Below are 12878 nucleotides of genomic sequence, written 5' to 3'. Positions count from 1 at the left end.
CGGCCCGCCTCGCCGATGCATCGGGCATAGCCGCCACTGCAGTGCAAAAAATCATGCGTGTCTCGCGCCGCGCGGCCATCCCGGCTTCCCCGGATGGGCCTTCTGACGGCCCTCTGTGATACATTTCGTCGTTAGAACGCAACGCTACCATACCCCACCCGCCGCAGCATGTCCGAGCGAAACGATCACGCCGGCCTACCCCAATCTGGACATGCCAGCCAGGCTACCGAGCCAGGGGGTCCGCACCATCATCACCCGGTTCTGCGCCACACACTGCGCGTGCTGGCGATCATCGCGCTCGTCCTGTATTTCATCGTCTCGGTCCTGCTGCTCGGGCTGCGCTACGTCGTGCTGCCGTACGTGGACAACTTGCGTCCGCGCATCGAGCAGCTCGTCTCCTCGAAGATTCACGCCGAGTTCCGTATCGGCAAGCTCGCGCCGCACTGGTCGGGCTTCCAGCCCGGCATCGACGTCACTGATCTGACGATTCGCGACCGCCACGGCAACATCGCGCTCGACGTGCCGCACGCCACGGCCTCGGTGTCGTGGCGCTCGGTCGTGCTGCTCGAACCGCTGCTCTCGAGCATCGTGGTCGAGCAGCCCGACGTGCACATCGCGCGCGAGGACGACGGCACGCTCACCGTGGCGGGCGTGCCGGTGCCCACCGCACACACGGGCAACGCCACCTTCACGACGTGGCTCATGCGCCAGCAGGCCGTCGTGCTGCGCGGCGGCACGCTGCGCTGGCACGACGCCACGCGCGACGTGCCCGACCTTGCGCTCTCGCACATCCGCCTCGCGATTCTCAACGACGGCTACGATCACCGCGTCGCGCTCCAGGCGCCGGCCGAGGGCACCGTGCTGCACGGCCCGCTCGACTTCCGCGCGCACTTCACGCACGCGCGCTACGCGCAGGCCGGCAAGCCGATCAGCTGGACGGGCGACACCTATCTCTCGACCGGCCCCGTCGATCTGCCCACGCTCGCGCGCTACATCAACTTTCCGATCGCCACCTACGCGGGGCGCATCGACAACGCGATCTGGGCGCACTTCTCGAACGGGCGCATCCTTGAGGCGAGCGGCGCGCTGGAAGGCGCAAACGTTTCGTTGCGCACGCGGCCCACGCAGCCGCTGCTCGACATGCCGGTCGCGAGCTTCCACTGGAGCCTCGGCATCCAGCCCGGCGACTACGCGCTCAAGCTGCGCGACTTCCATGCCGAACTGGGCCAGCCGCCGCTCGACGACGGCACGCCGCTCACGCGCTCGCTCGCGCTCACGACGCTCGACGCGCGCTTTCGCCAGCCAACGCTCCAGCACGGTCAGCTCATGAGCGTGCGCGGCGACCGCATCGATCTCGGCATCCTCGCCGAGTTCATGCGCGCGCTGCCGTTGCCCGGTCGCGTGCAGGGCGCGCTCGTGCGCTTCGATCCGCGCGGGCTGGTGGCGAACTACGATCTCTCGCTCGAGCGCGCGAAGCCCGAGTCGGGCGAAGCGGCTGCCGAGCAGCGCTCCACCAGCGTCGAGCCGGTCACCCACTATCGCTTCAAGGGCGACCTGCAGGGCATCAGCATGAATGCACAGGAGCCGGGGCCGGGCCTCACGCCGCGCGGCCACCCGCGCGCGGGCCTGCCGGGGGTCGAGAACCTCTGGGGGCACATCGACGCCGATGAGTCGCACGGCAACATCGACCTCGACACGGACAACGTGGCCATCACGCTGCCCGGCGTGTTCGATAATCCGCGCCTCACGTTCGACCGGCTCTACGGCGCGGCCAAATGGACCGTGGCCGCCGAGCGCGAGCCCGGCAACCGGCTGAAGGCGTTCACCGTCGATGTCGCGAACCTGGGCATCGAGAACGCCGACGCGCGCGCGAAGATGACCGCGCACTACACCAACCCCGGCAAGGGACGCGGCGCGCTCGACCTGGTCGCGCATTTCGACGAGGCCAAGGTCAAGGCGATCCCGCGCTACCTGCCCACCGCCATCAGCGAGAAGACGCGCATCTATCTCGGCCACGGCCTGCAGGCGGGCCTGTCGAAGGGCGCGACGATCGAGATCCACGGCGACCTCACCAAATTCCCCTACTCGCGCGACCCCGACGCGGGCCAGTTCCGCATCGTCGCGCCGTTCACGGGCGGGCGCTTCGACCCGTCGCCGTTCCCGCCGCGCAAGATGCGCAACGGCGCGCCGAACGTCTGGCCGGCGTTCGACGGCATCGACGGCATGTTCAAGCTGCACGAGAACAAGCTGCGCTTCGACGTCGATCGCGGCCACTATCGTAACTTCGTGCTGCGCAACGTCAGCGGGCGCATCGAGGAACTGGGCGTCAAGGGTTCCGACATCGTGATCGAGGGGAGCGGGCGCGGGCCGCTCGCGGACCTGCTCGACTACGCGGACAACAGCTCGATCGGCTACATCTCGAAGCACGCCACCGCGAAGGTGCGCGCACAAGGGCAGTCCACGCTCGCGCTCAAGCTCACGATCCCGCGCCATCCGATGCCGAAGGTGCAGCTCGCGGGCGCCATCGGCTTCGAGAACAACACGCTCACCGCGAAGAACGTGCCGCCCGTCTCGAACCTCACCGGACAGGTGCGCTTCACGAACCACAGCGCCAATGTCGACCGGCTCACGGCGCGCTTTCTCGGCGGCGATCTGCGCGCCAGCGGCGGCATGCGCGACGACGGGCACTACAAGGTGGACGTGGCCGGCGACGTCGCGGTCGATGCGGCGCGCGGGCTGAACCTGCATGGCATCGCGGCGGCGGCGCTCGGACGCCTGTCGGGCGCGGCGCCCTATTCGCTTTCGGTGGCCGGCCAGCGCGGGCGTCTGCCCGACGTGAAGGCCAACGCCGATCTCACCGGCCTCGCGCTCGACCTGCCCGCGCCGTTCGGCAAGGCGGCCGGCACGCCGATGCCGCTGAACTTCGAATTGCAGCCGGGCACCGGCACGCCCGCCGAATCCGCCCTCGGCGCCGATGCCAAAGCCGACGGCGCCGCCTTCGAACACGCAGAACTCACGCTCGGGCCGCTTGCTGCGCGCTACGTGATGCACCGCCATCCGGGTCACGTACCGGAAGTGGTGCGCGGCGCGATCGGCATGAACCGCCCGGCCGATCTGCCCTCGGAAGGCGTGGCCGCCGCCGTCGACCTGCCCACCTTCGACGCCGACGCCTGGCGCGCCGTGGTGCAGCAGCTGCGTGGCACCGCAGCGGCCGAGGCCCAGGGCCCGACGTCTGCGAGCGCGGCGAGCGGCGCCCGGGCGGCGGCTCCCCCGCCGCGCACCGCCGCAGAAAGAGCGGCCGAGCGGATAGCTCAAAATCAAAACGCGGCTGCGGGCGCAGCCTCCGAAGCGGCCGTGGCCAACGCCGCGCCTGCCGCGCCGCAAAGCCCGGCATCGGCAACCGCGGCCACCACGGCGGCCGCGCCGAGCGCCGCCTCGTCACCGCTCGCGCCCAACGGCGCGGTCGGCCAGTTCCTGCCGTCGCGCTTCGCGGTCCACGTCGGCATGCTCACGCTGCTCAAGCGTCACTGGGAGAACGTCGTGCTCGGCGCGTCGCGCACCGGCGAGCGCGGCAACGAATGGCAGGCCAACGTCGCCTCCAACCAGGTCTCGGGCCACGTCTCGTGGAAGCCGGGCGCCGTGCCGGGCGCGCCCGGCACGCTCGAGGCGCGGCTCGCGCGTCTCACCGTGCCCGCCGCCACCGAAAACGACCTGCTCGGCCAGGCGATGTCGCAGCCCGCGCAGAACATGCCGTCGATCGACCTCGTCGTGAACCAGCTCATCGTGCGCGACCGCGATCTCGGCCGCCTCCAGGTGAACGCGCACAACTTCGACGACAACGGCGTGCCGGTCTGGCAGCTCGACCAGCTCGACATCAGCAACCCGGACGCGCACCTCACCGCCACGGAAAACTGGCGCGCAGTGGGCGACACGGCAGCCGGCGACGACTCGGCCGCCGCCGGCATGCACACGCCGCGCCGCACGGCGCTCGACTTCCATCTCGACATCAAGGACGCCGGTGCGCTGCTCCAGCGCGCCGGCCGGCCGCATGTGCTCAAGAACGGCTCGGGCACGCTCGCGGGCAACCTGGAATGGCAAGGCGGCCCCACGCGCATCGACTTCCCGTCGCTCAACGGCAACCTCACGCTCGACCTGCGGCACGGCCAGATCCTCAAGGTCGATCCGGGCATGGCGAGGCTGCTCGGCGTGCTGAGCCTGCAAAGCCTCGCGCGCTTCCTGACGACGGACTTCCGCGACATCATCGGCGAAGGCCTGCCCTTCACGAGCGCGACGGCCACCGCGCAGATCCAGAACGGCATTGGCAGCACCAACGATTTCAAGCTCGTCACCGCCCCGGGGCGCGCGACGATGACGGGCAGCGTCGACCTCGCGCACGAAACCCAGGACCTGCGCGTGCACGTGGTGCCGACGGTCAGCGCGGGCGCGGGCGTGGTCGCAGCGGCCATCATCAATCCGCTCTTCGGCCTTGGCGCGCTGATCGGCGACGTCGTGCTCTCGCAAACGCTCGAGCACGCGTTCGCGATGGACTTCGCGATCACGGGCCCGTGGGCCAAACCGCACGTCGAGCGGCTGCATGGCGATCAGGGTAAGATGGACGCGCAGACGCCGGCCGCAGTGCACTAGATTGCGCACCGATGCGCTGCGCCATGGGCACGCGGTATGCGCGCCATGCACCCCGAACCCATTCAAGATCTGCCGATGAGCGCTCCCTCCCTCGACCCGTTTCGCGTCGCCGCGCTGCAGATGGTCAGCACGCCCGATCGCGAGCGCAATCTCGCCGAAGCGGACCAGTTGATCGCCGAGGCTGCCGCCGCGGGCGCGCGCCTCGTGTTGCTGCCCGAATATTTCTGCTTCATGGGTCACAAGGACAGCGACAAGCTGGCGATCCGCGAGCCCCACGGCGACGGCCCCATCCAGCGTTTTCTCGCCGATGCGGCGAGGCGCCATGACGTGTGGGTGATCGGCGGCACCTTGCCGCTGAATGCGCCCGAAGAAACGCGCGTGCTCAATACCACGCTCGTGTTCGATCCGAGCGGCGAGGAACGCGCGCGCTACGACAAGATCCACCTCTTCAATTTCGAAAAAGGCGCCGAATCATTCGACGAAGCGCGCACGATCCGGCCCGGCGCCGAGGTGCGCACGTTCGAGGCGCCGTTTGGCCGTGTCGGCCTGTCGGTCTGCTACGATCTGCGCTTTCCCGAGCTGTACCGGCGCATGGGAGACTGCGCACTGATGGTCGTGCCTTCAGCGTTCACTTACACCACTGGCCGCGCCCACTGGCAGATCCTGCTGCGCGCCCGCGCGATCGAGAACCAGTGCTACGTGCTCGCCGCGGCGCAAGGCGGCACGCATGAGAACGGCCGCCGCACATGGGGCCACAGCATGCTGATCGACCCATGGGGCGAGATCGTCGACGTGCGCGACGAAGGCGCGGGCGTGGTGGCCGGCGACATCGACCTCGAGCGCATCGCCAGCGTGCGCGCGAGCCTTCCGGCGTGGCGGCATCGCGTGCTCGACTGCGCATAGCGCACGTAACGCATGCAACGCACGCGACGACTGGCCCCGCGAATGAACCCCATCGAATTCCACGCGAGTTCTCCGTTTAAGGCGCTTGATTTCGCAGCACCGCGCCCGAATCTTCATTGACAGACTTTATCGTTGATCCCACAGAGCGCATGAACATCATCGAACCCGGCATCCGCAATCTGGCGACCGCGAAGGACCTGCTCCTCACGCCCTACGGCCTCGACGAGGCAGTGCTCACGCGCACGCTCGGCGAGATCTTCACGCATCGCATCGACTACGCCGACCTCTACTTCCAGACCACGCGCAGCGAGGCCTGGAGCCTCGAGGAAGGCATCGTCAAGTCGGGCAGCTTCAGCATCGACCAGGGCGTCGGCGTGCGCGCCGTGTCCGGCGAGCGCACCGCTTTCGCCTACTCCGACGACCTTTCGCCCGAAGCGATCCGCCAGGCCGCCATGGCCACGCGCTCGATCGCCAAGGCCGGCGGCGGCAAGCAGAAGATCCAGGTGGCGAAGTCGCTCACGGGCATTGCGGGCCGCGATCTGTACCTGCCGTCCGACCCGTTGAGCTCGCTCGACGCCACCGAAAAGGTGAAGCTGCTCGAGCGCATCGAGGAGATGGCGCGCGGGCGCGATCCGCGCATCACGCAAGTCATGGCCGCGCTCGCGGGCGAGTATGACGTGGTGCTCGTTGCCCGCAGCGACGGCGCGCTCGCCGCCGATATCCGCCCGCTCGTGCGCGTGTCGGTCACGGTGATCGCCGAGCAGAACGGGCGCCGCGAGATCGGCAACGGCGGCGGCGGCGGCCGCTACGACTATGGCTATTTCACCGACGACATCCTGTCGAAATACGTGGACGACGCCGTGCACGCCGCGCTGGTGAACCTCGAAGCGCGCCCGGCACCCGCCGGCGCGATGACCGTCGTGCTCGGCCCGGGCTGGCCCGGCGTGCTGCTGCACGAGGCGATCGGCCACGGCCTCGAAGGCGACTTCAACCGCAAGGGCTCGTCGGCGTTCGCCGGGCGCATCGGCGAGCGGGTGGCCGCGAAGGGCGTGACCGTGGTCGACGACGGCACGCTGCCCAACCGCCGCGGCTCGCTCAATATCGACGACGAAGGCAACCCCACGCAGTGCACGACGCTGATCGAAGACGGCATTCTCAAGGGCTACATTCAGGATTCGCTCAACGCGCGTCTCATGAAGATGCCCGTGACGGGCAATGCGCGCCGCGAGTCGTACGCCGCACTGCCCATGCCGCGCATGACCAACACGTACATGCTCAACGGCGACAAGGACCCACAGGAAATCATCGGCTCGGTGAAGAACGGTCTGTATGCCGTGAACTTCGGCGGCGGCCAGGTGGACATCACGAACGGCAAGTTCGTGTTCTCCGCCTCCGAAGCCTACATGATCGAAAACGGCAAGATCACCTACCCCGTGAAGGGCGCGACGCTCATCGGCAGCGGCCCGGAATCGCTCAAGTACGTGAGCATGATCGGCAACGACATGCGCCTCGACTCGGGCGTGGGCGTGTGCGGCAAGGAGGGCCAGAGCGTGCCGGTGGGCGTGGGTCAGCCGACGCTGCGCATCGACCGCATGACGGTGGGCGGCACGGTTTGAGCACCGTTTTCCGCGCGGACTCCATGCACGGCGATGCGGGAATTCCGCATCACCGTGCGGATTTTCTGCGCATGAAGCATTTTTTGCGCAGATAGTCCGCTTTTTTACCGCACCCCGCTTGCCAGCCACGAGAAGGCCGGGTTATAAAGGCAATCACCCTTTCGACGTAACGAACGTTCAGACAAGACCGCCATGTTCGCCACGAAGTTTTATTTTTACTTCTTTTGGTATCTCAGACCGCTGGCGGATCGAGAGGGTTGATAGTACGCGCAGGACCCCGAACACACGAGAAACCGCCAGCCAAGCCTGGCGGTTTTTTTTCGCCCCGCAGTTTCGACAACAGTTACGAGCCGCACCTTCATCTAACCGAATTTGAAGCACCGTCCGAACGACGCACGCTACGCACAGGATCAGGAGAAAACGACCATGCCCCCGCACAACACCGACGATGTCCGCATTCGCGAACTCAAGGAACTCACGCCGCCCGCTCACCTGATCCGCGAATTCCCCTGCTCGGAAGCCGCCTCCACGCTGATCTTCGAATCGCGCCGCGCCATGCACCGCATCCTGCACGGCATGGACGACCGCCTGATCGTCATCGTCGGGCCGTGCTCGATTCACGATACGAAGGCCGCGGTCGACTACGCGAAGAAGCTCGTCGAAGAGCGCAAGCGCTTCAAGAACGAGCTCGAGATCGTGATGCGCGTGTACTTCGAGAAGCCGCGCACGACGGTGGGCTGGAAGGGCCTCATCAACGACCCGTACCTCGACAACAGCTTCAAGATCAACGACGGGCTGCGCACCGCGCGCGAGCTGCTCGTCTCGATCAACGAGCTGGGCCTGCCCGCCGGCACCGAATACCTCGACATGATCAGCCCGCAGTACATCGCCGACCTGATCTCGTGGGGCGCGATCGGTGCGCGCACAACGGAATCGCAGGTGCACCGCGAGCTGGCGTCGGGATTGTCGTGCCCGGTCGGCTTCAAGAACGGCACGGACGGCAACGTGAAGATCGCCGTAGACGCGATCAAGGCCGCCTCGCAGCCGCACCATTTCCTTTCGGTGACGAAGGGCGGCCACTCGGCCATCGTCTCGACCGCGGGCAACGAGGACTGCCATGTGATTCTGCGCGGCGGCAAGACGCCGAACTACGACGCGGATAGCGTGAACGCCGCATGCAGCGATATCGGCAAGGCGGGTCTCGCCGCGCGACTCATGATCGACGCGAGCCACGCAAACAGCTCGAAGAAGCACGAGAACCAGATTCCGGTGTGCGCCGACATCGGCCGCCAGGTGGCGGGGGGCGACGAGCGCATCGTCGGCGTGATGGTGGAGTCGCACCTCGTGGCGGGCCGCCAGGACCTGAAGGAAGGCTGCGAGCTGACCTATGGCCAGAGCATCACCGATGCGTGCATCGGCTGGGACGAAAGCGTGGGCGTGCTCGAAGGGCTCGCGCAAGCGGTCAAGCAGCGTCGCATTGCGCGCGGTTCGGGCAACTGAGCGCAGTCGGTCTTGACGCGCGCGGCGCGGTCAGCTGAAGCCGCGCCGCGCCTGAATTCACAGCCGCTCGGCGCGCTCGGGCCGCACCGCGCCGATGCATAGATCGGCAATCCCGATCACGTTGCCGATGAGCCTGCCGCGCCGGTCGAGATGCGCCTCGGGGCGCACCGACTTCACGCAGTTCATGCTGAGCGCGCGCAGGATGTTGCTGGTCGCCTCCTTGCGCGACATCACGCCCTTGTTGCACAGGTACATCGCGTTGACCACCTGCGAATAACCGAAACGCCGGCCCGATACGCGCCCGCCTCGCAGTCCGAGGTGGACCCCCAGCAGGTAGTCGCAGTACACGACTCCGCCACGGCGCGCGAGGCGCCGCGAGAAGTCCTTGTCCTCCAGCCAGCCGTACAGCACGAGACGCTCGTCGAAGCGCAGGTCGGCGATGGCCTGCGCGCGGCACGCCATGTTGCAGCCATACAGCTCCACGCAGGGCCGCAGCGGCGGACGCCGCATCACTTCGGCTTGCGCACCGTCCACGAGCGCAATGGCTTCTTCCCATGCGATCGGCTGCGTATTCGCGCCGTCGCGCAGCGTGCGGCCGGAAAAGCCCACGAGATTCGCATCGCGCTCGAACAGCTCCACGCACAGCTCGATCCAGTGACACTCGGGCGCGAAGTCGTCGTCGAGGAAAATCACGACGTCGATGTCCGGCGCAAGCGCGTCGAGCGCGCGATTGCGCTGCACGCTCGAACCCGCCGTGCCGATGATTTCGTTCACGCGCAGACCGTTGGCATCGTAAGGTCCGATGTCGTCTGCGCTGCTGCCAGAAAGGATGATCTGATCCGGCCGCACCGTTTGCCGCGCGAGCAGACGCACGACCCATGCGGTGGCGGTTGGCCGCCCCTTGGTCGCGATCACCGCCGCGACGCGCATGCGCGCCTTCGCGCCGTTCGGGGCCATGGAAGACGCGAGATCATCGGTAGCGAGCGTTGTCATCGGTTTCTCCGCATTCCGGTGGTCGTTTCGACTCGAATCGAGGTTAGCACGAGGCCCTCGCACCGCCAGTCGGGCCGGATTCAAGTTGTCCGAAACGATCTATTCAACGACTGATTCCAACTGTTTGTGAACGAGCGCGCATTCGCGGCGCAGTGCGCGCACTGCGCGGTTTCTGTGCGGTGGCCGTATTGGCCGCGTCCCGGCGAACCTTTTACCGCTTCTTTTTTCCGTTAATTAAATCCGCATTTATTGCACTTTCTGTGCGCATTTATTGATTACGCATCACCCATAGCGCAGCACCCCCCGGTAAATTCGTCCAATAGCAATTTTCGGATTCCTCTTTTGATAAGACTCGCCTACAACTGCTAAAAGAGATTCGCGCAAATATGACCGACTAACTCACCCAACCGGAAAGATCCTCTCAACATGACTGCGTCGACACGTCGGAGCCAGCCAGTGGAACACGAGATGCTCTCTTCCGGAACAACGGTTTGCGAAAGCGAATCCGGCGCGCGGCTGAAACGCCCGGTGGTCTTCTACGTGCAGCCATTGATCGCGCGCTATCGCATCGAAGTCATCGAGTCGCTCAACCGTCTTTTCTCCGTCAAGGTGTTCGCGTGCTCCGAGGGCGTGGAGGCCAACGGCTTTTCGCGCGAGAAGCCCGCGTGCGACGAATTCGTCGAAACGCATATCGCCAGTTTCGCGGGCCTGCCCTCGCGGCGTATCCGCATGCAAAGCCGTGTGCTGAGCCGCATCGTTTTCGAACGTCCCGATGCAGTCCTGATCTTTGCAGACGTCCGCTATCTGTCGCTGTGGCTCGCGCTTCTCGCCGGTCGCGTGATGCGTGTGCCCGTGCTGATTCACGGCCAGGGGCTCTACCGGCACCAGAGCGCGGGGCTCGTGCGCACCGTCTGCTACCGGCTCGCAGTCGCGCTCGCCATACGCTACGTCTGCTATACCGAGGCTTCGCGGCGCTCGCTCGCCGCCATCGGTTGCCCGCTCGCGAAGCTCGTCGTCGCGAACAACGCCCTCACGGTCTCGTGCGGCGTGGAGCCCGCCACCAAGACGGGCGCCGAGAGCGGCGTCCTCTTCATCGGCAGGCTGCGCGAAGGGTCGGAGATCGAACCGCTCATCGACGTGGTCGGCCAGCTTCACGCAGAAGGCAACGACATCACGCTCCACGTGATCGGCGACGGCGAGCACGGCGAGCGCCTGAAGCGCAAGTACAGCGATCGCAGCTACGTGGTCTGGTATGGCGCGGTGTTCGACGACGACGCCATCGCGACCATCAGCCGGCGCTGCCGCGTGGGTTGCTATCCGGGCTCGGCGGGCTTGAGCGTCGTGCACATGTTCGCATTGAGCCTGCCGCCCATCGTGCACGACCGGCTGCCGCTGCACATGGGCCCGGAGCCGGGCTACGTCGAGGACGGCCGCAGCGGCTTTTTCTTCGCGCGCGACGGCGGCACAGAAGCGCTGGCCACCACGTTGCGCCGCATCTGGTCCATGCCGCCCGACGAAATGCGCGCGGCCGCGGCCGCCGCGCACGCGGTGTACTGCCAGCTCAACACGCCTACGCTCGGACATCAGCTCGCCGAGATCGTCGAAGCGGCGCTGCGCGCCTGAATGCCCGCTTGAGTCTTCGCTGCAATCCCCGCTTGAATCCCATCGCGCTCCGGTTTATTTCTGCCGCGACACGCGATACAACATCCATGCCGCGCACGAAGACAGCCCGAAGGTCATCGACCATGCCACGCCCGTCACACCCCACATGTGCAACGAAGGCGGCACGGCCAGGACAAGCGCCACGACCTGGAGCAGCGACGCCACCGTGACGGCGCGCGCGTCGCCAACCGCGCGCAGATACGAGGCGAGCACCGAGTTCAGTGCGCTGATCGCCATGTTGATGACGAAGATGCGAAAGAGCGGCACGGCCGACAGCCACGCGGCGCCGAGCACGAGTGAAAAGAGCGGCTCGGCGGCGAAGCGCAGTACGATCACCACGCATGCCAGCCCCGCCACGGCGACCATGAGATAGAGCCGGAACAGCCGCGCGGCCGATTGCGGCCCGCCACGATGATGCGCGGCGAAGGTCGGAAACAGGTACTGCGAGAGGGCGAGCGCGGCGTCGGCGAGCAGCATTTGCGCGAGCTTCGAGGACATCTGCCAGGCGCCCAGTTGCGTCGGCCCGAGCAGCTTGCCGACCACCACCTTGTCGAACTGGTTGGTGATCAGAATGATCACGCTGCTCGCCCAGATCCAGCGGCTGAAGCCCACGTAATGGCCGATGCCCGACCAGCGCAGCCGGATCGGCGGACGCGGCGACAGCGCGATCCACGTGACGACGCTCTTGAAGGCCTCGCCGATCATCATGCCGAGCAGGAGCGAATACGGACCCGCCCCCGCGAGTGCGAGCCCGATGCCGAAGGCGCAGTCGAGACACGCGGACGAGATTTCGATCGCCGCAATATGCTGGAAGTGGCGCTCGCGCTGCGTGATGAAATACGCGGGCGAGGCGAGCCCGCGCAGGAGCGGCAGCAGCGCGGCGAGTTGCACGAGGCCGATCGCACCGCCCAGGTGGAACTGCGCGTCCATGAGCGGCGCGCTCGCGACGAGCAGCAGACCGATCAGCAGGCCCCGCGTGGCGAGCGTGGTCCAAACGGCGCCGGCTTCTGCGCGCGTCGGCGGCGACTGGCCCTGTATGACGGCTTGCGCGAGCCCGGTATCGGAGAGCGCTTCGGCGATCGCGACTGCGAGCAGCGCGACGCTCGCGAGACCGATTGCGGACGGCCCGAGAATGCGCCCGATCACGAGGAACTTGACGGCCACGAGGCCGCGCACGACGACCTGCTGCAGCAACACCCAGGTCGCCGCGCCGGGACCGAAGCCGGCCTTGATCGGTATGGCTGGCAGCCGCATCACGCGCAAAATGCCTCTCCTGTTGTCGATCTCTGAGTCGGAGCTTTCGCCCCTTTTCACAGTTCCCTTCAAGCATGTTTGGGAACGCGTTTTCATCACCCGTTCTGGACCTTACCGCGCAGCGGCATCCATGGCGCGCCATCTACCAGGTGGAATCAGACGGGGACGCTGCGCGGGGCAATTGCCCGTATAGCGGGCTTACATAGGCCTTCCACGCGGCGCCGATTCGTGAATTTTCAAGCGATCGGCATATCCCCAGGCTTTTTCGGCCACCCTGCCCCGCAATCTGGCGCATGCCGCTTGCGC

The 12878-nt window shown here is 66.8% G+C and carries 7 protein-coding genes; 5 read left to right on the top strand and 2 right to left on the bottom strand.

The annotated features are described in order from the left end of the window. The first annotated feature begins 168 nt into the window (after positions 1 to 168). The 4 genes from AB4Y40_RS25925 (at position 169) to aroG (ending at position 8663) form a co-directional block, all read left to right on the top strand. Positions 169 to 4644 carry a YhdP family protein gene (locus tag AB4Y40_RS25925; protein ID WP_368690237.1) on the top strand — a complete coding sequence of 1492 codons (4476 nt, stop codon included), beginning with the start codon at positions 169 to 171 and terminating at the stop codon, positions 4642 to 4644. A gap of 69 nt (positions 4645 to 4713) precedes the next feature. Next, positions 4714 to 5547, top strand: a complete 834-nt coding sequence (locus tag AB4Y40_RS25920) for a carbon-nitrogen hydrolase family protein (protein ID WP_368690371.1) — start codon at positions 4714 to 4716, stop codon at positions 5545 to 5547. A gap of 149 nt (positions 5548 to 5696) precedes the next feature. Then, positions 5697 to 7163 (top strand): metalloprotease TldD, encoded by a 1467-nt coding sequence (tldD, locus tag AB4Y40_RS25915; RefSeq protein ID WP_368690236.1) that lies wholly within the window; start codon positions 5697 to 5699, stop codon positions 7161 to 7163. A 426-nt stretch (positions 7164 to 7589) separates the two neighbouring features. Then, positions 7590 to 8663 (top strand): 3-deoxy-7-phosphoheptulonate synthase AroG, encoded by a 1074-nt coding sequence (gene aroG / locus AB4Y40_RS25910; RefSeq protein WP_368690235.1) that lies wholly within the window; start codon positions 7590 to 7592, stop codon positions 8661 to 8663. Positions 8664 to 8720: 57 nt separating this feature from the next. On the opposite strand, the gene AB4Y40_RS25905 is transcribed toward aroG, so the two are convergent. Then, complete coding sequence (locus AB4Y40_RS25905; protein ID WP_368690234.1) at positions 8721 to 9656, bottom strand: glycosyltransferase family 2 protein; 936 nt, start codon at positions 9654 to 9656, stop codon at positions 8721 to 8723. A 456-nt stretch (positions 9657 to 10112) separates the two neighbouring features. Here AB4Y40_RS25905 and AB4Y40_RS25900 point away from each other — a divergent pair, with 456 nt between their 5' ends. Then, a complete protein-coding gene (locus tag AB4Y40_RS25900; RefSeq protein WP_368690233.1) occupies positions 10113 to 11279 on the top strand; it encodes a glycosyltransferase in 1167 nt (388 codons plus the stop codon). 54 nt (positions 11280 to 11333) lie between these two features. On the opposite strand, the gene AB4Y40_RS25895 is transcribed toward AB4Y40_RS25900, so the two are convergent. Beyond that, positions 11334 to 12581, bottom strand: a complete 1248-nt coding sequence (locus AB4Y40_RS25895; RefSeq protein ID WP_368690232.1) for an oligosaccharide flippase family protein — start codon at positions 12579 to 12581, stop codon at positions 11334 to 11336. Between the last annotated feature and the right edge of the window lie 297 nt (positions 12582 to 12878).

This window comes from Paraburkholderia sp. EG287B, from assembly GCF_040965595.1.
Taxonomy (GTDB): Bacteria; Pseudomonadota; Gammaproteobacteria; order Burkholderiales; family Burkholderiaceae; genus Paraburkholderia.
Note: the sequence above shows the minus strand (reverse complement) of the source record. Positions and strands in the feature narration are given on the sequence as shown.

What these genes read in the sequence shown, in the direction of transcription:
- tldD (WP_368690236.1), top strand. Translation starts at nt 5,697, where the DNA reads ATGAACATCATCGAACCCGGCATCCGCAATCTGGCGACCGCGAAGGAC.
- aroG (WP_368690235.1), top strand. Translation starts at nt 7,590, where the DNA reads ATGCCCCCGCACAACACCGACGATGTCCGCATTCGCGAACTCAAGGAA.
- AB4Y40_RS25925 (WP_368690237.1), top strand. Translation starts at nt 169, where the DNA reads ATGTCCGAGCGAAACGATCACGCCGGCCTACCCCAATCTGGACATGCC.
- AB4Y40_RS25905 (WP_368690234.1), bottom strand. Translation starts at nt 9,656, where the DNA reads ATGACAACGCTCGCTACCGATGATCTCGCGTCTTCCATGGCCCCGAAC.